Genomic DNA, 22,029 nt, shown 5'->3' with positions numbered 1-22,029 from the left:
AAGGGCTTGCAAACATCATGTTTGCAAGCCCTTATGATTGGTGCCCAAGAGAGGACTCGAACCTCCACGCCTCTCGGCGCTAGTACCTGAAACTAGTGCGTCTACCAATTCCGCCACCTGGGCATCTCAGGAAAAACGCTAGTATAGCACGGAAAATTGAATTTAAAAAGTGAACGAAAAAAACAGCCTGTTGGCCGAATTTGAAGGTGTCGTGTCGGGTCATCGTGACGGACATGGCTTTGTGATCCGCGACGACGGACAGGCAGATATCTATCTGCCGTCCAACGAAATGCGGGCCGTGTTGCACAAGGACCGGGTCAAGGCGCGCATCGTGCGGCTTGACCGCAAGGGCCGCCCTGAGGGGCGCGTCACGGAAATTGTCGAACGCGCGAACTCGCCCATCATCGGGCGGCTGCTCCAGGAGAGCGGTGTCTGGCTGGTCGCGCCGGAAGACAAGCGGTATGGGCAGGATGTGCTGATCCCCAAGGGCGCAACCGGATCGGCCAAGCCCGGGCAGGTGGTGGTGGTCGAGCTGACCGAGCCGCCCGCGCTGTATGGGCAGCCCGTGGGGCGGGTCAAGGAAGTGCTGGGTGAGATCGACGACCCTGGCATGGAGATCGAAATCGCGGTGCGCAAGTACGGCGTGCCCCACGAGTTTTCCGAAGCCGCGCTGGCGCAGGCCCGCGCGCTGCCGGATCACGTGCGTGCTTCGGACCACAAGCACCGTGTCGATCTGCGCGATGTGCCGCTGGTCACGATCGATGGCGAAGATGCGCGCGATTTTGACGACGCGGTCTATTGCGAGCCGGCCAAGGTCGGGCGGGGCAAGGGCTGGCGTCTGCTGGTGGCCATTGCCGACGTGAGCCATTATGTGGAGACCGGCTCCGCCATCGACGTGGATGCCTACGACCGGGCGACCTCGGTGTACTTCCCGCGCCGCGTGATCCCCATGTTGCCGGAGAAGCTCTCGAACGGCCTGTGTTCGCTCAACCCGGGGGTGGAGCGGTTGTGCATGGTCTGCGACATGCTGGTCAACGCCAAGGGTGAGGTGCACGCCTATCAGTTCTACCCGGCGGTGATGTTCAGCCATGCGCGTTTCACCTACACCGAGGTGGCGGCCATCCTGCAGAACACCCGCGGCCCCGAAGCAGCGCAGCGCAAGGCGCTGGTGCCCTACCTCTTGAACCTTCACGACGTGTACCGTGCGCTGCTGGCGGCGCGCAATGTGCGTGGCGCGGTGGACTTCGAAACGGTGGAAACCCAGATCGTCTGCGACGAGTCGGGCCGGATCGAGAAGATCATTCCACGCACCCGCAACGATGCGCACAAGCTGATCGAGGAGGCCATGCTGGCGGCCAACGTCTGCTCGGCCGACTTCATTGGTGAAGGCAAACACACGGGTCTGTTCCGGGTGCACGAAGGCCCCACGCCCGAGAAGCAGGACATCCTGCGCAACTACCTCAAGGCCATGGGGGTGATGCAGACCATCAGCGACAACCCGCATCCTTCAGAGTTCCAGCTGATCGCCAACGCGACCAAGGACCGGCCCGAGTCGCAGCAGATCCACACGATGCTGCTGCGTTCCATGCAGCAGGCCATCTACACGCCGCTCAACGCCGGTCACTTTGGCCTGGCGTTTGACGCCTACACCCACTTCACCAGTCCGATCCGCCGGTATCCGGATTTGCTGGTGCACCGTGTCATCAAGGCGATCCTGGCCGGCAAGCGCTACCAGTTGCCCGCCTTGCCCACGCCGGGCGAGGCCCACGCCAAGTTGAGCAAGCGCCTGGCCAGCCGGGCCAAGCCGATCACCGGGGAGCCGGTGAAGAAGCCGTCGGCCGACACGCTGGCCTGGCAGGCGGCGGGCCTGCACTGCAGCGCCAACGAGCGCCGTGCGGACGAGGCCAGCCGCGATGTCGAAGCCTGGCTCAAGTGCAAATACATGCGCGAGCACCTGGGTGAGGAATTCAGCGGCGTGGTCAGTTCGGTGACCAGCTTCGGCCTGTTCGTGACGCTCGACGCCATGTACGTCGAAGGGCTGGTCCACATCACCGAACTGGGGGGGGAGTACTTCCGCTTCGACGAGGCGCGCCAGGAACTGCGTGGAGAGCGCACCGGCATCCGGTACGCGCTGGGTTCGCGTGTGCAGGTGCAGGTCAGCCGGGTGGACCTGGATGGACGCCGCATCGACTTTCGCCTGGTCACGGGCGAAGACGATCTGCTGCTGCGGGCCATGCGCGACAAGACCGGCCAGACCGAAGGTGGTTCGCCCAGTGGTCGCGGCGGGAAGGCTCGCCGGGGCCGCAACGAGGCCCAGGGGCAGGGGGGGCGACAGGCCGGGGGAGCGTTGCCACCGGTCATGGAGGTCAAGGCGTCCGTGCGCAAGGCCGCCACCAAGAAGGGCGAGCGAGGCGGTGGTGCTCGTGGCACCGCCGGCAAGGCCCGCAAAAGCCGTCGCTAGGGGCGAACGGACGGCATGGCCGGCGCCTCAGCATTGGGGTTTCGGCCCGCTTGCGATCGCAGGGGGCCGGTACACAGCCTCTAAACTCGGTGCATCGCATCTGACTCGATGGCATGCTTGCCGCGATCCTCTTCCACGCCAGCACACAGGACCACTTGCATGCGCATCGTCTACTTCCTGCTCGATACCCTGTTTTTCTTTCTGGTGGCGGCTGCGCTGCTGCGCGCATGGATGAACCACCTGCGCGTGCACATGTCGGCCCAGCCGGGGCGGCTGGCGATCGCGGTGACCAACTGGCTGGTGGCGCCGGTGCGGCGCGTCCTGCCACGCAGCCTGGCGCAAAGCCGGGTGGACTGGGGCAGCCTCATGGCGGCACTGCTGCTGGCCCTGGCATACGGCGGCATCTGGATGATGCTGGCGATGGCGCAGTCTCCCGTGTCGGCCTCGCCCGCTGCTCTGGTTCTGGCCATTCCGGTGATGGCTGTCAAGTTCCTGTTGCGCACCCTGCTGCAGGGCCTGATGGTGCTGCTGCTGGCCTACGCCGTGCTGTCGTGGGTGCAGCCGCATTCGCCTGTTCTCGTCACCCTGGACCGGCTCTGCGCGCCCATCCTGCGCCCGGTGCGCCGGGTCGTGCCCATGGTGGGCGGTGTCGACCTGTCGGTGCTGGTGTTGGTGATCCTGCTGCAAGTCGGGTTGATGCTGCTGGGTTAACTACACACCACCCATGGGCCGCACCCGTGCCGCCAGCCGGCTCGCGCTCAGTGTTTCGGCCGGGTTGCCGGGCGGTGCCTCTTCCATGGCCCAGTGATCGGCCAGCCAGCCGTGCTGGAAGACCGAGCGGGCCACCAGATCCAGCCGGCGGTCCACCGTGCGGCCCGGCAATGCCAGGGCGCAGCCGATCATGCCGGCGAGCACGTCGCCGGTGCCAGCCGTGGCCAGCGCCGCATTGCCTGTGGGATTGATTCGTGGAGTCTGGCCGGGTGCCGCGATCACCGTGCCCGAGCCTTTGAGAACGCAGACCACGCCGAAGCGTTCGCTCAGAGTGCGTGCGGCCTGCAGGCGATCGGCCATGACGGCGGCGGTGTCGCTGCCGAGCAGGCGGGCGGCTTCGAGCGGGTGGGGTGTGATCACCGTGAACCAGCCGCGTGCACTGCGTTGGCGCAGCAGGGTTTGCAGGGCGCTGTCCGCTGCCACGGCGTTCAGGGCATCGGCATCCAGCACCAGGCTCGGCGCACGGGACAGCACCCGCGGCAGCACCCGGGCCACTGAAGAGCCACCGCCGCAACCACAGACCACGCCTGCGGTTTTCAGCAGGTTCGACTCCAGCAGGGGGTCGATCTGCCGGAACATCAGCTCCGGACACACCGGGTCCCAGCGGATGCCATTGGCCGTGGAGGCCGCTTCGAGCAGGCCGACGAAAACCCGTCCCGCGCCGGCGTGCAGCGCCGAGCGTGCGGCCAGCAGGGCGGCGCCGGTCATGCCCGCGCCGTCCACCGCCATGTCCTGCCCGCCGAGGATCAGCACGTCGCCAAAGCTGCCTTTGTGGCTGGCGTGCGGTGGCTGCGATGCGGCGATGCCGCAGCCGCTGTGGCCCGACAGCCAGGCGGTCACCGATGCGTCGGGCCCCGGTTCGACGCCCAGATCGTCGAACCAGACCGTGCCGGCTGCGTCTCGCCCCTGGGCGGTGAATAGGCCGGGTTTGACGGACAGCAGCGTCAGCGTGTGGCGCGGGCCATGGGGTACGGTGCTGTGGGTTTGTTGGGCGGGGGTGGGCGTGCCTGCCCATTGCCCCGTGTCGGCGTTGAGTCCGCTGGGGACGTCGACGCAGAGGACCGGCGCTGCCGAGGCCAGCAGCCGCTCCATCCATTGGGCCATCGTCCCTTGCGGCGCTCGGGTCGCACCGATGCCGAGCAGGGCATCGATGGCAAGGTTCCACGACTCCGGTGGGTTGGCGCAGAAGCGCAGGCCAGCGGCGCGCGCCTGGTTCAGTGCGTTGCGGGCATCGGCTGGCAGGCGGCTTTCATCGACAGGATCTCCGAGAAAGTGGGTAACACAGACCTCGGCACCACCACCGTTGGCCTGGGTCCAGAGGTGCAGATTGGTTGCCGCGATCAGACCGTCACCACCGTTGTTGCCGGGACCGCAGGCGACCCAGATGCGGCGCGCGTGCGGTTGCAGCGCTTGCGCCAGGCGCGCGACCGCAAGGCCGGCGCGGGCCATCAGCGTGTGAGGGGGCAGGGTGCTGGCCGCCGCCCGATCCATACGGCGGGTGGTCTCGACGCTGTACAACGCCTGCGGTTGGGTGTGATCGATCCGACGCATCGTCTCGCAGCCATCGTTCAGGCCGCGGCCCGCGCCTTGCCGATGCCCAACAGCTTTTCGCCGGCTTCCTTGACGAAACTGAAGATGTCCATGGCGGTGCTCCTGGAGAGGTTGGGGAAATGCCAGCAGGCATCCTGCGGGTCGGTACGTCAGCCGTCAAGTCCACCGCATGGCGACCGCCGATGGCATTTCATCATGGTCGCACGACAGCCCGGTGACCCGACTCCGGGCGATCACATCGGTGGTCAGAGGTCAAAGCGCTGCGGCGAATATGCACTCAAGTCTATGTCGGGCGAGCTGCCCCGGATCGCGTCGGCCAGCGCACGCGCGCTGCCGCAGGCCGTGGTCCACCCGCTGTCGCCATGACCCAGATTCAGCCACAGGCCCGGCAACCGGCTCGCGCCCAGCACCGGCGGGCCGTCCGGCAGCATGGCGTGGGCGCCTTGCCACTCCAGCACGCTGTCTTGTTGGCCTCCGATCCGGGCGGCACCGGGGAACCAGTCGGCGAGCACCTGGTACAGGCGGCGCAGTTCCGCCGCCGATTTCAGCCCGGGTTGGCCGCCCAGGCGGGCGCCGCCGGCCACACGCACCCGCTGCCCCAGTCGCGTGATCGAAACGCCGTGCCGCGCATCCAGCACCCCGGACAGCGGCGCATCCATGGGTTCCCGAACGGCCGCACTGATGGAGTGTCCATACACCGGCTGCAGGGGGACGCGCAGCCCCAGCGGGCGCAGCAGTTCGGCGCTGGCGGCGCCGGCACAGAGGATCGTTGCTTCAAACCGTTCGCTGGAGGGCGGCTCCGTTGGGTCGGAACCGTCGCCGAGTACGTAGGTCAGGGTGACGCCGCCGTCTGCATCGATGCGTTCGACGCGGGTGCCAAACGCAAAGCGGCAGTTGAGTGACTGCGCTTGTGCCTTGATCAGCAAGGTGAACTGGCGGCAGTTCGCCACCGCATCGCCAAACAATTCGATGGCGGCGTGCAGCGGCGTGTCGGGGTTCAGCGCCGGTTCGAGCAAACGGGTGTCCTGGCCGGACAGCTCCCGCATCTCCAGGCCCAGTGCCCGCATGCGCTGCAACGCCCCCTGCATCTGTTCAAACTCTTGCGGGTTGCGCCACAACACGAGCAGCCCCTGGCTGCGGTCGTAGTCCAGCTGCATCGCGGTGCTGAGGGCTTGCAGCCGCTGGTGGCTGTAGTTGGCAAGCCGGTGCATGTGTTCCTGGCTGCTGGCCTGTGGGCCAGGGTGGCCCGCGCGCAGCCATTGCCACAGCCACGGCCATTCGCCTGCGCGCGGAAGACGCTCCAGTTTCAGGCCCGTTCGCACGGCGGTCCAGGGCGTCAAAGACCGCCATCCACGTCGACCACCTGCCAACGATGGGACCCAGCCAGGGTGGATCAGCGCGCCGTTGGCGAAGCTGGCCTCTTCGGCCACGGTGTGCCGGCGTTCAAACACCGTGACTTCGTGGCCATCGAGTGCCAGCTCGTAGGCGGTGGTGACGCCGACGACGCCGGCCCCGATGACCGCCAGCTTCAAGGCAGCCTCCGACGTGGGTCTGCCCGCCGGACAGACGGATGGTTCAGGGATGGCACGGTGAAACGCGGGGGAGGCATGGGATTGGGCACAAAAAACTCCCGGCTGTGCGGGAATGGGCACAGCTAGGCGGGCTTGGGAGAAGGGGGCAGCGTCGGTCCGGCTGCTATAATCGACAGGCTTTGCCACCCCATGGGGCTGAATATCCATTCAGGCCTGTGCAGCAAAGCCAATCGCAAACCAGCCCAACCGGGTGTTGCCGAGGGATGTGGCAGCGCATGATGCGCCACACAACCCAGGTGATCGGGGCTGGATTTTAGTCTCAACCTCTGGAAAGAATCCTCATGTCTATCTCCATGCGCGAAATGCTGGAAGCGGGTGTCCATTTCGGTCACCAAACCCGTTTCTGGAACCCCAAGATGGCTCCGTACATCTTCGGTCACCGCAACAAAATCCACATCGTCAACCTCGAAAAGACGCTGCCCCTCTTCGAAGAGGCCGCCAAATTCGTGCGCCAGCTCTCCGCCAACCGAGGCACCATCCTGATGGTGGGTACCAAGCGCCAATCGCGTGACATCGTGGCCCAGGAAGCGCGTCGCGCCGGCGTGCCTTTCGTGGACCAGCGCTGGCTCGGTGGCATGCTGACCAACTTCAAGACCGTCAAGACCTCCATCAAGCGCCTCAAGGATATGCAGGCCCAGAAGGAAGCCGGTCTGGACAGCATGTCCAAGAAAGAGCAACTGACCTTCTCCCGCGAAATGGAAAAGCTGGAGAAGGACATTGGCGGCATCCAGGACATGGCCGCTCTGCCCGACGCCATCTTCGTGATCGACGTGGGCTTCCATAAGATCGCCGTGCTCGAAGCCCAGAAGCTGGGCATTCCGCTGGTGGGCGTGGTCGATACCAACCACTCGCCTGTGGGCATTGACTACGTCATCCCCGGCAACGACGACTCCGCTCGCGCCGTGGCCCTGTATGCCCGTGGCATCGCGGATGCGATCCTCGAAGGCCGCAACAACGCCGTGAACGACGTCGTCAAGGCCGTGGCCGCCGAAGGCAGCGACGAATTCGTCGAAGTCAAGGACAGCGCAGCCGCCTGATTGCTGCCCTTGTGTGAAAGAGGGGCTCGCGTGGCCCCTTTTTCGCACGCGAAAACCGATCAATTGACAAGTCCGCTCAAGTCCTGCGGGGTGAAGCGGTCAACGGAGAACTGAAATGGCAATTACTGCAAGCATGGTGGCCGAACTGCGCGCCAAGACCGATGCACCCATGATGGAATGCAAAAAGGCGCTGACCGAAGCCGATGGCGACATGGCCAAGGCCGAAGAGCTGCTGCGCGTCAAGCTGGGCACCAAAGCCGGCAAGGCCGCCTCGCGCGTCACCGCCGAAGGCGTGGTCGCGAGCTTCATCGATGGCACCACCGGTGGCCTGATCGAAGTCAACTGCGAAACCGACTTCGTGACCAAGAACGACAGCTTCCTGGCCATGGCGAATGCCGCAGCCAAACTCGTGGCTCAGCACAACCCGGCCGACGTGGTTGCCCTGGGCGCGCTGCCCTACAGCCAGGACAGCTTTGGTCCCACGCTCGAAGACGTGCGCAAGGGGCTGATCGGCAAGATCGGTGAGAACATGAGCTTCCGCCGTTTCAAGCACTACAGCGGCTCGGCCAAGCTGGTGAGCTATCTGCACGGCACCCGCATCGGCGTGGTGGTGGAGTTTGACGGCGAGGAATCCGCCGCCAAGGACACCGCTATGCACATTGCCGCCATGAAGCCTGTCGCGCTGACCAGCGCCGATGTGCCCGCCGAGCTGATCGAGCGAGAGCGCTCGGTGGCGACCGCCAAGGCCGATGAAGACCGCAAGGTCGCTGAGGCTGCGGGCAAGCCGGTGCAGTCCGCCGAAATCGTTACCAAACGCATCGAAGGTGGCGTGCAGAAGTACCTCAAGGAGGTGTCGCTGTTCAACCAACCCTTCGTGAAGAACGACAAGCAGACCGTCGAGCAGATGCTCAAAGCCGCTGGAACCACCGTCAAGGGCTTCACGCTTTACGTGGTGGGCGAAGGCATCGAGAAGAAGGTCGATGACTTTGCGGCCGAAGTGGCGGCCCAGGTCGCTGCAGCCAAGGGCGCCTGATCCGTCGCTGGATGGTTGGCCAGCCCCTTTGCTGAATGAGACAACGGGCCGTGAGGCCCGTTGTCCTTGTGGGGTGCCGTTTTTTTCGATTGCCTGCGGGGCCGCTGCTCCGCATGGGCCGGTCGCTGCTCGCTACACTTGCGGGTTGAGTTTTTCGCTGTTTCATTTCCAGAAAGTTGCCCCCATGCCAGCCTACAAACGGATCCTGCTGAAATTGTCGGGTGAAGCCCTGATGGGCGACGATGCTTTTGGCATCAACCGGGCGACCATCGTGCGCATGGTGGAAGAAATTGCCGAGGTGACCCGCCTGGGCGTGGAGGTGGCCATCGTCATCGGTGGCGGCAACATCTTCCGCGGCGTGGCGGGTGGCTCGGTCGGCATGGACCGCGCCACCGCCGATTACATGGGCATGCTGGCCACGGTCATGAACTCGCTGGCCCTGGCAGACACGATGGAAAAGGCGGGCCTGGTGGCCCGGGTGATGTCTGCCATCGCGATCGAGCAGGTGGTCGAGCCCTATGTGCGTCCCAAGGCCCTGCAGTACCTCGAGGAAGGCAAGGTCGTGGTGTTCGCTGCCGGTACGGGTAACCCGTTCTTCACCACCGACACCGCAGCCGCCCTGCGTGGCGCGGAAATCGGTGCCGAGATCGTGCTCAAGGCCACCAAGGTCGATGGCGTCTACAGTGCCGACCCCAACAAGGATCCGTCGGCCACCCGCTACACGACCATTTCGTTTGACGAAGCCATGGCGAAAAACCTGCAGGTGATGGACGCCACGGCGTTCGCCCTGTGCCGCGATCAGAAGCTGCCCGTCAAGGTGTTCTCTATCTTCAAGCCGGGCGCCCTGCGCAATGTGGTGTTGGGCGGGGACGAGGGCACGCTGGTTCACGTCTGACCCAAGCCGAAACACCGAACACTGTCGATTGGAGGAGTATTCATGAGCATCGCTGAAGTCCGTCAAACCGCTGAGCACAAGATGCAGCAGTCGGTGGAATCGTTCAAGAGCAACCTGGCCAAAGTGCGCACCGGGCGGCCCAATCCGCAACTGCTCGATACGGTACATGTGGACTACTACGGTTCCATGTTGCCGTTGTCGCAGGTGGCCAATCTGACGCTGCTTGATGCACGCACCATTGGCGTGGCGCCGTGGGAAAAGGGCATGGGTGCCAAGATCGAGAAGGCGATTCGCGAATCCGATCTCGGCCTCAACCCAGCGAGCCAGGGCGACCTGATTCGTGTGCCCATGCCCCCCATGACCGAGGAGCGCCGCCGGGAGCTCACCAAGGTGGTGCGTGGCGAAGGCGAGGCGGCCAAGATCGCCATCCGCAATTTGCGCCGCGATGCCAACGACGCCGTGAAAAAGCTGCTCAAGGACAAGCTGGTCTCCGAAGACGATGACCGCCGTTCGCAGGAGGACATCCAGAAGTTGACCGATCGCATGATCACGGAAGTGGACCGTCTGGTCGCGTCCAAAGAACAGGACATCATGGCGGTTTGAGGCGCGCAGCCTTGCACCCTCAACCTTGTCCAACGGCCTACTTTCCCGCACCCTGATGGCAGACGCTCCCGTCCCCGAGTTCGCAACGCCCGCCGGTGTGCCGCACCACGTGGCCATCGTGATGGATGGCAATGGCCGTTGGGCCCAGAAACGCCATCTGCCGCGCGTGGCCGGGCACAAACAGGGTGTGGACGCCCTGCGCGGCACGGTGCGGGCCTGTCTGGACAGGGGTATCCCCGTGCTTACGGTGTTTGCCTTTTCCTCGGAAAACTGGAACCGGCCGGTGGAAGAGGTGTCCGGCCTCATGGAGCTGTTGGCCCTGGCCTTGTCTCGCGAGGTGCCCAAGCTCAGCGAAAGCGGTGTGCGCTTGTTTTTTCCGGGCGATCGCGCCGGTCTTTCCAAGCGGGTGGTGCAAGGTCTGCAGGCCGCCGAAGACAAGACGGCGCAGAACCAGCGGCTGGTGCTCAACGTCTGCTTCAACTACGGTGGGCGCTGGGACATTGCGCAAGCCGCGCGCCGGCTGGCGGCCGCTGGTCAGGAAATCACCGAGCAAAGCCTGGCCGAAAACACCGCGCTGGCCCATGTGGGTGACCCGGACCTGATGATTCGCACCGGTGGGGAGATGCGCATCAGCAACTTCCTGCTGTGGCAGGCGGCGTACACCGAGCTGTTTTTCACCCCTTGCCTCTGGCCCGACTTCGATGCCGCCGAGCTCGACCGGGCGCTGGCCGATTTCGCCAGCCGAGAGCGGCGTTTTGGCAAAACTTCTGGACAGCTGGAAAAGCCCGCGCCCGGTGCCGCTTCGGTGGGCGGGTTGCAACATGCTTAAGCAGCGGGTGATCACCGCGCTGATCTTGCTGGCTTTCTTGTTGCCGGCGCTTTTTTACCCGACGATTGAACCTTTTGCCGTGCTGGCCCTGCTGGTGATCGTTGCGGCGGGCTGGGAATGGGCTCGCCTCAACGGATGCACCGATCTTGCGGCGAAGGCCGTGGGGCTGGGGTTCGGACTGGCGCTCGGATGCGTCTGGTTCGCGGGCGGTCTGGCGCTTTCGTGGCGACCCCTCTGGTTGGCCGTGGCGGCTTGCTGGGTGTTGCTGGCGGTGGTCATGCTGCGGCGCGGCGTACCCGGATGGAGCGCCTGGTCCGCGCCGTGGCGTCTGGGGTTGGGCCTGGTGTTGATCGCCTGCGCTTGGCTGGCGCTGGTGCAGGCCCGTTTGCTGGGGCTGGGCTTCCTGTTGTCGGTGTTGACCCTGGTCTGGATGGCCGACATTTGTGCGTATTTTGGAGGCAAGGCCTTTGGCCGCCACAAGCTGGCACCCACCGTGAGTCCTGGCAAGAGCTGGGAAGGGGTGTTCGGTGGCATGGCGGGCGTGTTGCTGCTGGCGCCTGGCTGGCTCTGGATCGATGCCCAAGGCGTCTTCGCACAGCCCAGCCTGTTCTCCCGTCTTTGGGCCTGGGGGCCTGTGCTGGCGGTGCTGGGGGGCGTGTTTCTCGTCGCCATGAGCGTGGTCGGTGATCTGGTGGAGTCGCTTGTGAAGCGCAGCGCGGGCATGAAGGATTCGAGCCAGCTGTTGCCCGGGCACGGCGGGGTGCTGGACCGGGTCGACGCGCTCCTGCCTGTGTTGCCGCTGGCCATGATGCTGGCCACTTTCTGAAACCATGACTTCACCCAGACAAACCGTCACCATTCTTGGCTCCACCGGGTCGATCGGCGTGAACACGCTCGATGTGATCTCCCGCCATCCTGACCGCTACGAGGTGTTTGCCTTGACGGCGGCGACCCAGGTCGAGGCCCTGCTGGCACAGTGCCAGGCTTTTTCGCCGCGTTACGCTGTCATGGCCAGCGCCGACCATGCCGGGCAGCTGTCCGCACGGGTGAAAGAGATGGGCCTGCCAGTCCAGGTTCTGGCGGGGGCACAGGCCTTGTGCGATGTCAGCGCGGACCCTTCCGTGCAGGTGGTGATGGCCGCCATCGTGGGGGCCGCCGGGCTGGCGCCGACACTCGCGGCGGCCCGTGCTGGGAAAAAGCTGTTGCTGGCCAACAAGGAAGCGCTGGTGGTCGGTGGCGGGCTGTTCATGGACGCGGTGCGGGACGGGGGGGGAACCCTGCTGCCCATCGACAGTGAACACTCGGCCATCTTTCAGTGCTTGCCGGAAGACGCACGGCATTGGCCGTCCCGGCTCGACCATATCCTGCTGACCTCGTCGGGTGGTCCGTTTCGGGAAACCCCCTTGTCGGCGTTGCCCGGCATCACCCCCAATCAGGCCTGCGCCCATCCCAACTTCGTCATGGGGCGCAAGATATCGGTGGATTCGGCCACCATGATGAACAAGGCGCTGGAAGTCATCGAGGCGCGCTGGCTGTTCGATCTGCCTCCGGAGAAGATCAAGGTGTTGATCCATCCGCAGCAGATCATCCACTCGATGGTGCAGTTCAAGGACACCTCGGTGCTGGCCCAGCTGGGGACCCCGGACATGCGCGTGCCCATCGCCTACGGCCTGTCGTGGCCGGAGCGCATGGAAAGCGGCGCGCAACCGCTGGATTTTTCCTCGCTGGTTTCGATGACGTTCATGGATCCGCAGCGCGAACGTTATCCAGGCTTGTACCTTTCCTGGGATGCCCTGTTGGCGCCCGAAGGCACCACCACCGTGCTCAATGCCGCCAACGAGGTGGCCGTCGCCGCCTTCCTGGAGCAACGCCTGCGGTTTGACCAGATTCATGCGGTCAACCATGCAACTTTGACGGCTGTGCTGCCCTCCAAGCCGCACAGCCTGGACGAGCTGATGGCCATCGACGCGGAAGCCCGCGCCATGGCCGAAGCGCAGGTTCATCGGCTCCGGGCCTGAACCCAGCCCGGGCCATCGCCCTGGATCGATGGACCCCGGTCATACCGATCCAGGCGGCACAACGGATATACAGACATGCTCACACTCGTTGCCTTTGTGGTGGCTCTTGGACTTCTGATCGCCGTGCACGAATACGGCCACTACCGCGTTGCGGTGGCCTGCGGGGTGAAGGTGCTGCGTTATTCGGTTGGCTTTGGCAAGCCCCTGCTGCGCTGGCACCGCAAAGGCAGTCCCACCGAATTTGTGCTCTGCGCGCTGCCCCTGGGGGGCTATGTGCGCATGCTCGATGAGCGCGAGGCGCCGGTGGATCCCGCCGAACGCCATCTGGCCTTCAACACCCAACCGCTGCGATCGCGGGCCGCCATCGTGGCGGCCGGCCCCTTGGCCAATCTGTTGCTCGCGGTGGCGCTGTACACCGTGGTGAACTGGACGGGTGTCGAAGAACCCAAGCCCGTGCTGGGCAGCCCCGTCGCGGGTTCGCTGGCCGCTCGCGCTGGCCTGTCTGGCGGAGAGTGGGTGGCGCGGTCCAACACGGCCGACGCGGAACCGGCCGATGTGGGTTCGTTTGAGGACCTGCGCTGGCGCCTGACCCAGGCGGCACTTTCGGGTGAGGACATGACGCTCTGGGTGGGCCGCGAAGAGGGCGGCAGCACACGCGCCGTGACCCTGGCGCTGAGCGAGCTGAATGTGCGCGAGGCCGATGCCAGCTTGTTTCAGCGCATCGGCATCACGGCACCCTGGACAGCGCCACTGGTGGGTGAGGTGATGCCGGATGGGGCCGCAGCGGCGGCCGGTCTGCAAGCGGGGGATCGGGTGCAACGGGTGGATGGTCGGCTGGTGGCCGATGGGCAGGCCCTGCGCAGCTTGATCCGGGCCGCGGTCGGCCCCGGGGGGCAAGAAGTGGAGCAGCGGTGGGAGGTCGAGCGTGCAGGGCGTATGGTGGACCTGAGCGTCAAGCCCGCACCCGAGCGGCAAGGCGAACAGTGGATCGGTCGCATCGGGGCCTACATTGGCGCCGCCCCTCAGATGATGACCGTGCGCCATGGTTTCCTTGACGGCCTGACCCAGGGGGTGGTGCGTACCTGGGAAGTGTCCTGGCTCACGCTCAAGATGATGGGCCGCATGTTGATCGGCGAGGCCTCGGTCAAGAACCTCAGCGGGCCGCTCACGATCGCCGACTATGCGGGCAAGTCGGCCAGCATGGGTTTGACCTCCTATTTGCTGTTTCTCGCGTTGATCAGTGTCAGTCTGGGGGTGCTCAACCTGCTGCCGCTGCCCGTCTTGGACGGGGGGCACCTGATGTATTATCTTTGGGAGGGTGTGACCGGGCGCAGTGTTTCCGACGTCTGGATGGAGCGCCTGCAGCGCGGAGGTATCGTGGTACTTCTGGCCCTCATGTCCGTCGCCTTGTTCAATGATGTGGCCCGCTTGGCTGGCTGAACGTACTTCTCCCATGAAAAAAATCAAAACCGGTCTGCGTGGCCTGACTCTTTCGGCCGTGGCAACGGCGCTGCTCGCGGCCTTGCCGGCATGGGCAGCCGACCCCTTCACAGTGCGGGATATCCGGGTGGAAGGGCTCCAGCGCGTGGAGCCTGGCACGGTGTTCGCCTCGCTGCCGTTTCGCATCGGCGACCTCTACAACGACGAAAAAGGCTCGACGGCCATTCGTTCGTTGTTTGGCCTGGGCCTGTTCACAGATGTGCGTCTGCAGATCAATGGTGATGTGCTGGTGGTGATCGTTGAGGAGCGGCCCACCGTGGCCGATGTGAGCTTCTCTGGCATCAAGGAGTTCGATGCCGACGTGTTGAAGAAGTCCTTGCGGGACGTGGGGCTGACCGAGGGGCGGCCATTTGACAAGGCGCTGGCGGACCGCGCTGAGCAGGAGCTCAAGCGCCAGTACATCAACCGCAGCATGTATGCCGCGCAGGTGGTGACGACGGTCACACCCATCGAGCGCAACCGTGTCAATCTGAATTTCAGCGTGGTTGAAGGCGATGTGGCCAAGATTCGCGAAATCCACATTGTGGGCAACCAGGCATTTTCCGAGTCGACCTTGCGCAACCTGTTCGACTTGGACACCGGCGGCTGGTTGAGCTGGTACACCAAGTCCGACCGCTATTCCCGTGCCAAGCTCAACGCCGACCTCGAGAGCCTGCGCTCGTACTACCTCACACGCGGCTACCTCGAATTCCGCATCGATTCGACCCAGGTGGCGATCACCCCTGAAAAAGAGGCGATGTCGGTCACGATCAACATCACCGAAGGCAAGCGCTACGTGGTGTCCTCGGTGGCGCTGGAAGGCGAGTACCTGGGCAAGGAAGAAGAGTTCAAGACGCTGGTGGCCATGCGCGCCGGTGAGGCCTACAACGCCGAGGACGTGACCCGCACGGTCAAGGCCTTCACCGACTACTTTGGCGCCTTCGGGTACGCCTTTGCCCAGGTCGAAGCCACCCCGGAAATCGATCGCGTCAACAACCGGGTGGCGTTTGTGCTGCGTGCCCAGCCAGCCCGGCGGGTCTATGTTCGCCGGATCAACGTCGAGGGCAACAACCGCACGCGCGACGAAGTCATCCGCCGCGAGTTCCGCCAACTGGAGTCGGCCTGGTACGACAGCGACCGCATCCGCCTGTCGCGCGACCGGGTGGACCGGCTGGGGTTTTTCACCGAAGTGGGTATTGATACCGAGCAGGTGCCGGGTTCTCCGGACCAGGTCGATCTGACCGTGTCCGTGGTCGAGAAGCCCACCGGCAACCTGTCCATTGGCGCAGGTTATTCCCAGGCGGACAAGCTGTCGTTCATCGGCAGCATCAAACAGGAAAACGTGTTTGGTAGCGGTAACTACCTGGGGTTGGACCTCAACACCAGCGAGTTCAACCGTCAGTTCGTGCTGAGCACGACCAACCCGTATTTCACGGCCGACGGCATCTCGCGCAGCTTCGACCTGTATTACAAGACCACCCGCCCGTACGACGCGCAAGGTGGTGACTATGAGATTTCCACCCCGGGTGTCGGGGTGCGCTTTGGTGTTCCTTTTACCGAAACCGACACCGTGTTTTTCGGTGTCGGCGCAGAACGTGTGACCGTGAATGAGGGGGCCGAGCTGCCCGAGGCTTACCGGGACCAGGGGGGTACCTACCTGCCCGCCACGATCGGCTGGGCGAGGGATGGCCGCGACAGCGCGTTGGTGCCCAGCACCGGGCGACTCCAGCGTTTCAACACCGAGATGGGGCTGGGTGGGGATCGGCGCTACGTCAAGCTGAGCTACCAGTTCCAGCAGTACGTTCCGCTCACCAAACAATACACCCTGGCGTTCAACACCGAACTTGGCGTTGGCAAGGGCTTGGGGGGCAAACCCTACCCGGTGCTGCGCAACTTCTATGGTGGTGGTCTGGGTTCGGTGCGCGGTTTCGAGCAGGGCACACTGGGCCCCACTTCCGCCGTCATCGGTTCGACCACGGGCGAGACGGTCAACATCGGTGGTGCGAAGAACTTCGTGCTCAACGCCGAGTTCATCGCGCCCTTCCCGGGGGCGGGCAACGACCGCACCCTGCGGTGGTTCGGATTCTTCGATCTGGGCAACGTGTACGGTGAAGATCAGAAGGTCACCTTCTCCGATATGCGGGCTTCCGTTGGCGTCGGCGTGAGCTGGATCTCGCCCATCGGCCCCCTGCGCTTCGCCTATTCCAACCCGGTTCGCAAGTTCTCAGGCGATAGAATCCAAAGATTCCAGTTTCAGATCGGAACCTCTTTTTGATGACGTCTTCTTTCTTTCGTTTCTTCAGCCGGGCGCTGGTGGCTGCGGTTGCGGGTCTGGTGGTTTCGACCGCCATGGCGCAGGACTTCCGCATCGGGTTCGTGAACACCGAGCGCATCTTCCGCGAGGCAAATCAGGCCAAGGCCGCGCAGACCAAGCTTGAGCAGGAGTTTTCGCGTCGCGAGAAAGAACTGCAGAGCCAGGCCAGCCAGCTCAAGGCGGCTTCCGAGAAGTTCGAACGTGAAGCGCCCACGCTGCCCGAAGCCCAGCGTGTGACGCGCCAGCGCCAGCTCGTCAACCAGGATCAGGAGTTCCAGCGCAAGCAGCGCGAATTCCAGGAAGACCTCAACCTGCGCAAGAACGAAGAACTGCAGCAGGTGCTGGAGCGCGCGAACCGCGTCATCAAGCAGGTCGCCGAGGCGGAGAAATACGACCTGGTCATTCAGGAAGCGGTCTACATCAATCCCAAGCACGACATCACCGACAAGGTGCTCAGCGGCTTGAACAGCGCCAAGTAAGCGCAGGGCCCGGGTGTGTCGCGGCCACTGGGCTCCATTGTTGCCGCCTTGGGCGGCACGCTTCAGGGCTCACCCGACGCCGTGATCACCCGCTTGGCCCCGCTGGCCAGCGCGGGGCCGGACGAACTGGCTTTTGTGGCGCAGGCCCGCTACGCCCATCAGATCCAGACCACCCAGGCGGGGGCACTGATCGTCTCTCCCGTCTTGCAGGAAGCCGCCGCTCTGCGCGGCGCCTGCATCGTCACCGACGACCCTTACCTGTACTTCGCGCGGCTCACCCAGTGGTGGCGCTCCGAGCATGAGCCGCTGCCCGAGCCCACCATCGATCCCTTGTCGAGCATCCACCCCTTGGCCGTGATCGAACCGGATGTGGACATCGCCGCCTTCGCTGTCATTGGTGCGGGCGCCCGGGTCGCGCGTGGGGCACGCATCGGCGCGCATGTGGTGCTGGGACGTGATGCGGTGGTGGGGCCTGACACCACGTTGCATGCGCGTGTGACCGTGGGTGAGCGCTGCGTGATCGGCGCACGCTGTACCTTGCACCCGGGGGTGGTGATCGGTGCAGACGGTTTCGGCTTTGCCCCGCACCAGGGGCAGTGGATCAAGATCGAGCAATTGGGCGCGGTGCGCATTGGCAACGACGTCGAGATCGGGGCCAACACCTGCATCGACCGGGGCGCACTGGACGACACCGTGATCGAAGACGGGGTCAAGCTCGACAACCTGGTCCAGATCGGCCACAACGTACGTATCGGCGCCCACACCGCCATGGCCGGGTGTGTGGGAGTGGCCGGCAGCGCGACCATTGGCGCCCGCTGCACCGTGGGTGGTGGTGCGGTGGTGTTGGGACATCTGAGTCTGGCCGACGGGGTGAACATCTCGGCCGCGACGGTGGTGACGCGTTCCATTCGCGAGCCAGGCCACTACACCGGCGTGTTTCCCATCGACGACAATGCGAGCTGGGAAAAGAATGCCGCTTCCCTCAAACAGCTCAACCGCCTGCGTGAACGGCTCAAAGCCGCCGAGCAGGCCATCGCACAAGCATCGAACAACACACCAAAACCATGATGGACATTCACCAGATTCTCAAGCAGTTGCCCCACCGTTATCCGTTCCTGCTGGTGGATCGCGTGCTTGAGCTCGACAAGGGAAAGAGCATCAAGGCGCTGAAGAACGTCACCATCAACGAACCCTTTTTCGTCGGCCATTTTCCGCACCGCCCCGTCATGCCGGGCGTGTTGATGCTGGAGGCCATGGCGCAAGCGGCGGCCCTGCTGGCTTTCGACACCGTGGGTGTGACGCCCGATGACAAGACCGTGTACTACTTCGCCGGCATCGATGGCGCCCGCTTCAAACGCCCGGTTGAACCCGGTGACCAGTTGGTGATGGACGTGACGCTGGAGCGCATGAAGGCCGGCATCTTCAAATTCAAGGCCGTCACACGGGTCGGCACCGAGATCGCCTGCGAGGCCGAACTGATGTGCACCATGCGCACCATTGCCTGATTCGGCAGGAGGCGTCCCGTGTCCCATATCCATCCCACCGCCCTGGTGGACCCCGCCGCCGAGCTGGATGCGTCGGTCACCGTCGGCCCGTACACGGTGATTGGCCCGCACGTGAAAGTGGGCGCGGGCACCACGATCGGCGCGCACTGCGTGATCGAGGGCCACACCACCATCGGGCGCGACAACCGCATCTTCCAATTCAACTCGCTGGGCGCGATCCCGCAGGACAAGAAATACGCGGGCGAACCCTGTGAACTGGTCATCGGGGACCGCAACACGATTCGTGAGTTCTGCACGTTCAACATCGGCTCGCCCACGGGCGGGGCTGTGACCCGCATCGGCAACGACAACTGGATCATGGCCTACGTGCACCTGGCGCACGATTGTCTGGTGGGCAACCACACCATTTTCGCCAACAACTCGCAGCTCGCGGGCCATGTGGTGGTGGACGACTGGGTCATTCTCGGCGGATTCACCGTGGTGCACCAGTTCGTGCGCATCGGCGCCCATGCCATGACGGCCATGTGCTCGCTGCTGTTCGCCGATCTGCCGCCGTTCGTGATGTGCCAGGGTCAACCCGCTGCGGCACGCTCGATGAATTTCGAAGGCCTGCGCCGCCGGGGGTTTTCGCCCGAGCGCATCGCCGCCGTGAAGGCCATGCACAAGGCACTGTATCGGGACGACCTAAGGCTTGAGCAGTCCATGGACCGCATCCGTGGTCTGGCCGACAAAACCCCCGATGCCGCGCCCGACGTGGCGATGATGCTGGATTTCCTGCGGCAGGTATCGCCGCAGCGCGGCATCGTTCGCTGAATGGACTCACCTTCCAAGCGCTTTGCCCTGGTCGCAGGGGAGACGTCTGGCGATCTTCTGGCCGGCCTGCTTCTGGGTGGTGTCCGGCAGCGCTGGCCCGATCTGAAGTCCTTTGGCATCGGCGGCCCCCGGATGGCCGCGCAGGGCTTCGAGTCCTGGTGGCCGAGTGAGAAGCTGGCGGTGCGTGGCTACATCGAGGTGCTGCCGAAGATCCGGGAAATCCTGTCCATCCGCAAGCAGTTGCGGGACCGGCTGCTGTCCGGCGATCGCCCGGACCTGTTCATCGGCGTCGATGCGCCCGATTTCAACTTCGACCTCGAGGCGGCGCTGAAGGCTGGCGGGATCAAGACCGTGCATTTCGTCTGTCCGTCGTTCTGGGCCTGGCGACCGAAGAAGGTCCTGAAGCTGCGCCGGAGCGCCGACCACGTACTGTGCCTGTTCCCGTTCGAACCCGCCTTGCTCGCGCAGCACGGCATCGCGTCCACCTACGTCGGCCATCCCCTGGCCCAGGTCATTCCGCTGCAGCCGGACCGCCAAGTGGCTCGCCAACGGCTGGGCCTGGGTGACGACGACACGGTGGTGGCCATCCTGCCGGGCAGCCGGCAGTCGGAGGTGCAGTACATTGCCCGGCGCTTCTTTGACGCGGCCCTGCTCATGCAGCGCCAGCGGCCCGGGCTGCGTTTCGTGGTGCCGGCCCTGCCGGCGCTGCGGCCGCGCATCGACGAACTGGTGCGCGCCAGCGGGCTGCTGGGTGTGACGGTGCAGGACGGTCGGTCGCACGATGCGCTGGCAGCCTGCGACGCGACCTTGATCGCCAGCGGCACGGCCACGCTGGAGGCCGCTTTGTTCAAGCGACCGATGGTGATCGCGTACAACATGAACTGGCTGTCGTGGCAGATCATGCGTCGCAAACAACTGCAGCCTTGGGTGGGGCTGCCCAACATCCTGTGTGGCGAGTTTGTCGTGCCCGAACTGCTGCAGGACGCAGCCACGCCCCAGGCCCTGGCGCGGGGTATGCTGGACTGGCTCGATGCGCCTGAGAGAATCAACGCCTTGCAGCAGCGCTTCACCGAGCTGCACCACACCCTGAAGTGCGACACCGCCCAACTCGCGACCGATGCGATCGAAAAAGTTCTTCAAAGCTGAACAGGCCTCGCTGGTCTGGGACGTGCCCGGTCTGATCGCAGGGGTGGACGAGGCCGGTCGCGGGCCATTGGCCGGGCCGGTGGTGGCCGCGGCCGTGATTCTGGACGACCTCAAACCCATCAAGGGCTTGGCCGATTCCAAACAGCTCACGGCCAAACGGCGCGAAAAGCTGTACGACGAAATTCGCGCCAAGGCCTTGTGCTGCAGCATCGCGCAGGCGACCGTGGAGGAAATTGATCGCCTCAACATCCTGCAGGCCACGATGCTGGCCATGCAGCGCGCGGTGCAGGGGCTGCGGCTCAAACCGGCCAAGGTGCTGGTGGACGGCAACCGCCTGCCGGCGCTGGACGTACTGGCCGAGGCCATCGTCTCGGGCGATGCGCTCGTGCCTGCGATCTCGGCCGCCTCCATCCTGGCCAAGGTCTCGCGCGACCGCATGCTGCTGGAGTTGCATGCCCTGCACCCAGAGTTCGGCTTTGACCGGCACAAGGGCTATGGCACCGCGCAACACCTGCGGGCACTGCAGACGCATGGGGCACTGGCAGTGCATCGCCGCTCGTTCGCCCCGGTGGCGCGGGCGCTGGCCACCACCGTCGTCGAAGTGTCGGCCGCCGCGGTGAGAACCCCATGAACCTACCGCTCTCCATCACCTCGCGCGACAACCCGCTGCTCAAGCGCCTGCGGCTGTTGGCGCAGGACAGCACGGCCTATCGAAAGCAGGGCCAGGTCTGGCTCGAAGGCGATCACCTGTGCCGGGCGTTGCTGGCGCGCGGACACCGACCGGCCACGGCGGTGTTCACCGAGAGCTTCTGGCCTCAGGCACCGCACGACCTGCGGGATGCCGCCGACCACATCGTCACCGTGCCCGATGCACTGATGGCGGGCATCAGCGGCCTCGAATCGCCAGCGGGCGTCGGCTTTGTATGGGATTTGCCGGCGGCCACCGGCTTGCTGGCAGGGCGGGCCGCCGTGGTGCTTGACCGCCTGCAAGACGCCGGCAACGTCGGATCCATCCTGCGCAGCGCGGCGGCCATGGGTTTCGCCCAGGTGCTGGCGCTCAAGGGGACGGCGGCCCTGTGGTCGCCCAAGGTACTGCGCGCAGGCATGGGAGCGCATTTCGCCCTGCATCTGGTCGAAGGGCTGTCGGTGGACGATCTGGGTGCTCTGGCTGTGCCGTTGCTCGTCACCAGTTCCCACGAGGGCGATTTTCTGCACCAGGCCCGTCTGCCCTGGCCTTGCGCCTGGGTGTTGGGCCACGAAGGGCAGGGCGTGAATGCCGCCTTGCAGGCCATGGCCTCGCAATCGGTGCGCATCGCCCAGCCAGGCGGCGAAGAGTCGCTCAACGTGGCCGCCGCCGCCGCCATCTGCCTGCACACCAGCGCGACCGGCCGTTGAGGAATTTCAGTACCCATTTCCCGGGCCTGGGCGGCTGAAACCGGCCGGCGGGAACTGGCCCTCAGGCTATAATTCCGGGGTTTACCCGCAATCGGCGCAACCACTGCG

Annotated in this window: 20 protein-coding genes and 1 tRNA gene; 18 read left to right on the top strand and 3 right to left on the bottom strand. The window is 64.9% G+C overall.

Translation table 11 applies throughout. The annotated features are described in order from the left end of the window. Nucleotides 1–38 precede the first annotated feature (38 nt). Nucleotides 39–123, bottom strand: a tRNA-Leu gene (locus HTA01S_RS00175). A 46-nt stretch (nucleotides 124–169) separates the two neighbouring features. Here HTA01S_RS00175 and rnr point away from each other — a divergent pair. Both rnr and HTA01S_RS00165 read left to right on the top strand, forming a co-directional pair. Next, nucleotides 170–2,461, top strand: a complete 2,292-nt coding sequence (rnr, locus tag HTA01S_RS00170) for a ribonuclease R (RefSeq protein ID WP_068166100.1) — start codon at nucleotides 170–172, stop codon at nucleotides 2,459–2,461. A 159-nt stretch (nucleotides 2,462–2,620) separates the two neighbouring features. Continuing rightward, nucleotides 2,621–3,172, top strand: coding sequence for a YggT family protein (locus HTA01S_RS00165; RefSeq protein WP_068166099.1), 552 nt, complete (start codon nucleotides 2,621–2,623; stop codon nucleotides 3,170–3,172). Here the strand turns inward: HTA01S_RS00165 and HTA01S_RS00160 are convergent, their stop codons facing one another. Both HTA01S_RS00160 and HTA01S_RS00155 read right to left on the bottom strand, forming a co-directional pair. Beyond that, nucleotides 3,173–4,783 (bottom strand): bifunctional ADP-dependent NAD(P)H-hydrate dehydratase/NAD(P)H-hydrate epimerase, encoded by a 1,611-nt coding sequence (locus HTA01S_RS00160; protein ID WP_068166096.1) that lies wholly within the window; start codon nucleotides 4,781–4,783, stop codon nucleotides 3,173–3,175. A gap of 245 nt (nucleotides 4,784–5,028) precedes the next feature. After that, the gene (locus HTA01S_RS00155; protein WP_068166094.1) at nucleotides 5,029–6,315 is read right to left on the bottom strand and encodes an FAD-dependent oxidoreductase; all 1,287 of its coding nucleotides are present in this window, start codon (nucleotides 6,313–6,315) and stop codon (nucleotides 5,029–5,031) included. 341 nt (nucleotides 6,316–6,656) lie between these two features. Here HTA01S_RS00155 and rpsB point away from each other — a divergent pair, with 341 nt between their 5' ends. The 16 genes from rpsB to HTA01S_RS00075 all read left to right on the top strand — a co-directional run bounded on the left by rpsB (nucleotide 6,657) and on the right by HTA01S_RS00075 (nucleotide 21,921). After that, on the top strand, nucleotides 6,657–7,412 hold the full coding sequence (gene rpsB, locus HTA01S_RS00150; protein WP_068166092.1) for a 30S ribosomal protein S2: 756 nt from the start codon (nucleotides 6,657–6,659) through the stop codon (nucleotides 7,410–7,412). A 115-nt stretch (nucleotides 7,413–7,527) separates the two neighbouring features. Continuing rightward, nucleotides 7,528–8,445, top strand: a complete 918-nt coding sequence (tsf, locus tag HTA01S_RS00145; protein ID WP_068166090.1) for a translation elongation factor Ts — start codon at nucleotides 7,528–7,530, stop codon at nucleotides 8,443–8,445. Between the two features lie 184 nt (nucleotides 8,446–8,629). Beyond that, on the top strand, nucleotides 8,630–9,340 hold the full coding sequence (gene pyrH, locus HTA01S_RS00140; protein ID WP_068166087.1) for a UMP kinase: 711 nt from the start codon (nucleotides 8,630–8,632) through the stop codon (nucleotides 9,338–9,340). A gap of 42 nt (nucleotides 9,341–9,382) precedes the next feature. Next, nucleotides 9,383–9,943 (top strand): ribosome recycling factor, encoded by a 561-nt coding sequence (frr, locus tag HTA01S_RS00135; RefSeq protein WP_068166085.1) that lies wholly within the window; start codon nucleotides 9,383–9,385, stop codon nucleotides 9,941–9,943. Nucleotides 9,944–9,998: 55 nt separating this feature from the next. Further along, nucleotides 9,999–10,772 (top strand): polyprenyl diphosphate synthase, encoded by a 774-nt coding sequence (gene uppS, locus HTA01S_RS00130; RefSeq protein WP_068166080.1) that lies wholly within the window; start codon nucleotides 9,999–10,001, stop codon nucleotides 10,770–10,772. After that, entirely contained in the window at nucleotides 10,765–11,598 is an 834-nt protein-coding gene (locus HTA01S_RS00125; RefSeq protein ID WP_068166078.1) for a phosphatidate cytidylyltransferase, read from the top strand. Before uppS ends, HTA01S_RS00125 begins: the two co-directional genes overlap by 8 nt. A 4-nt stretch (nucleotides 11,599–11,602) precedes the next feature. Continuing rightward, the gene (gene ispC, locus HTA01S_RS00120) at nucleotides 11,603–12,790 is read left to right on the top strand and encodes a 1-deoxy-D-xylulose-5-phosphate reductoisomerase (RefSeq protein WP_068166075.1); all 1,188 of its coding nucleotides are present in this window, start codon (nucleotides 11,603–11,605) and stop codon (nucleotides 12,788–12,790) included. Between the two features lie 75 nt (nucleotides 12,791–12,865). Further along, nucleotides 12,866–14,230: an RIP metalloprotease RseP gene (rseP, locus tag HTA01S_RS00115; protein WP_068166073.1), complete on the top strand. Its 1,365-nt coding sequence runs from the start codon at nucleotides 12,866–12,868 to the stop codon at nucleotides 14,228–14,230. Between the two features lie 13 nt (nucleotides 14,231–14,243). Continuing rightward, on the top strand, nucleotides 14,244–16,544 hold the full coding sequence (bamA, locus tag HTA01S_RS00110; protein WP_068166071.1) for an outer membrane protein assembly factor BamA: 2,301 nt from the start codon (nucleotides 14,244–14,246) through the stop codon (nucleotides 16,542–16,544). Beyond that, nucleotides 16,544–17,062, top strand: coding sequence for an OmpH family outer membrane protein (locus HTA01S_RS00105; RefSeq protein WP_084235736.1), 519 nt, complete (start codon nucleotides 16,544–16,546; stop codon nucleotides 17,060–17,062). Before bamA ends, HTA01S_RS00105 begins: the two co-directional genes overlap by 1 nt. A 15-nt stretch (nucleotides 17,063–17,077) precedes the next feature. Further along, on the top strand, nucleotides 17,078–18,130 hold the full coding sequence (gene lpxD / locus HTA01S_RS00100) for a UDP-3-O-(3-hydroxymyristoyl)glucosamine N-acyltransferase (RefSeq protein WP_068166069.1): 1,053 nt from the start codon (nucleotides 17,078–17,080) through the stop codon (nucleotides 18,128–18,130). Continuing rightward, entirely contained in the window at nucleotides 18,127–18,567 is a 441-nt protein-coding gene (fabZ, locus tag HTA01S_RS00095) for a 3-hydroxyacyl-ACP dehydratase FabZ (RefSeq protein WP_068166067.1), read from the top strand. Before lpxD ends, fabZ begins: the two co-directional genes overlap by 4 nt. 18 nt (nucleotides 18,568–18,585) lie before the next feature. Next, nucleotides 18,586–19,380: an acyl-ACP--UDP-N-acetylglucosamine O-acyltransferase gene (gene lpxA / locus HTA01S_RS00090; RefSeq protein ID WP_068166065.1), complete on the top strand. Its 795-nt coding sequence runs from the start codon at nucleotides 18,586–18,588 to the stop codon at nucleotides 19,378–19,380. Continuing rightward, on the top strand, nucleotides 19,381–20,526 hold the full coding sequence (lpxB, locus tag HTA01S_RS00085; protein ID WP_174545169.1) for a lipid-A-disaccharide synthase: 1,146 nt from the start codon (nucleotides 19,381–19,383) through the stop codon (nucleotides 20,524–20,526). After that, entirely contained in the window at nucleotides 20,498–21,157 is a 660-nt protein-coding gene (gene rnhB / locus HTA01S_RS00080) for a ribonuclease HII (protein ID WP_068166063.1), read from the top strand. The genes lpxB and rnhB overlap by 29 nt, the downstream gene beginning before the upstream one ends. Beyond that, nucleotides 21,154–21,921, top strand: coding sequence for a TrmH family RNA methyltransferase (locus HTA01S_RS00075; protein WP_068166061.1), 768 nt, complete (start codon nucleotides 21,154–21,156; stop codon nucleotides 21,919–21,921). Before rnhB ends, HTA01S_RS00075 begins: the two co-directional genes overlap by 4 nt. The last annotated feature ends 108 nt before the right edge of the window (nucleotides 21,922–22,029 follow it).

The organism is Hydrogenophaga taeniospiralis CCUG 15921, from assembly GCF_001592305.1.
Classification (GTDB): Bacteria; Pseudomonadota; Gammaproteobacteria; order Burkholderiales; family Burkholderiaceae_C; genus Hydrogenophaga; species Hydrogenophaga taeniospiralis.
Note: the sequence above shows the minus strand (reverse complement) of the source record. Positions and strands in the feature narration are given on the sequence as shown.

Excerpts from the sequence above, each read along its gene's own strand:
- HTA01S_RS00165 (WP_068166099.1), top strand. The coding sequence starts at position 2,621 with ATGCGCATCGTCTACTTCCTGCTCGATACCCTGTTTTTCTTTCTGGTG.
- HTA01S_RS00160 (WP_068166096.1), bottom strand. The coding sequence starts at position 4,783 with ATGCGTCGGATCGATCACACCCAACCGCAGGCGTTGTACAGCGTCGAG.
- rpsB (WP_068166092.1), top strand. The coding sequence starts at position 6,657 with ATGTCTATCTCCATGCGCGAAATGCTGGAAGCGGGTGTCCATTTCGGT.
- tsf (WP_068166090.1), top strand. The coding sequence starts at position 7,528 with ATGGCAATTACTGCAAGCATGGTGGCCGAACTGCGCGCCAAGACCGAT.
- pyrH (WP_068166087.1), top strand. The coding sequence starts at position 8,630 with ATGCCAGCCTACAAACGGATCCTGCTGAAATTGTCGGGTGAAGCCCTG.
- frr (WP_068166085.1), top strand. The coding sequence starts at position 9,383 with ATGAGCATCGCTGAAGTCCGTCAAACCGCTGAGCACAAGATGCAGCAG.
- uppS (WP_068166080.1), top strand. The coding sequence starts at position 9,999 with ATGGCAGACGCTCCCGTCCCCGAGTTCGCAACGCCCGCCGGTGTGCCG.
- HTA01S_RS00125 (WP_068166078.1), top strand. The coding sequence starts at position 10,765 with ATGCTTAAGCAGCGGGTGATCACCGCGCTGATCTTGCTGGCTTTCTTG.
- ispC (WP_068166075.1), top strand. The coding sequence starts at position 11,603 with ATGACTTCACCCAGACAAACCGTCACCATTCTTGGCTCCACCGGGTCG.
- rseP (WP_068166073.1), top strand. The coding sequence starts at position 12,866 with ATGCTCACACTCGTTGCCTTTGTGGTGGCTCTTGGACTTCTGATCGCC.
- bamA (WP_068166071.1), top strand. The coding sequence starts at position 14,244 with ATGAAAAAAATCAAAACCGGTCTGCGTGGCCTGACTCTTTCGGCCGTG.
- HTA01S_RS00105 (WP_084235736.1), top strand. The coding sequence starts at position 16,544 with ATGACGTCTTCTTTCTTTCGTTTCTTCAGCCGGGCGCTGGTGGCTGCG.
- fabZ (WP_068166067.1), top strand. The coding sequence starts at position 18,127 with ATGATGGACATTCACCAGATTCTCAAGCAGTTGCCCCACCGTTATCCG.
- lpxB (WP_174545169.1), top strand. The coding sequence starts at position 19,381 with ATGGACTCACCTTCCAAGCGCTTTGCCCTGGTCGCAGGGGAGACGTCT.
- rnhB (WP_068166063.1), top strand. The coding sequence starts at position 20,498 with ATGCGATCGAAAAAGTTCTTCAAAGCTGAACAGGCCTCGCTGGTCTGG.
- HTA01S_RS00075 (WP_068166061.1), top strand. The coding sequence starts at position 21,154 with ATGAACCTACCGCTCTCCATCACCTCGCGCGACAACCCGCTGCTCAAG.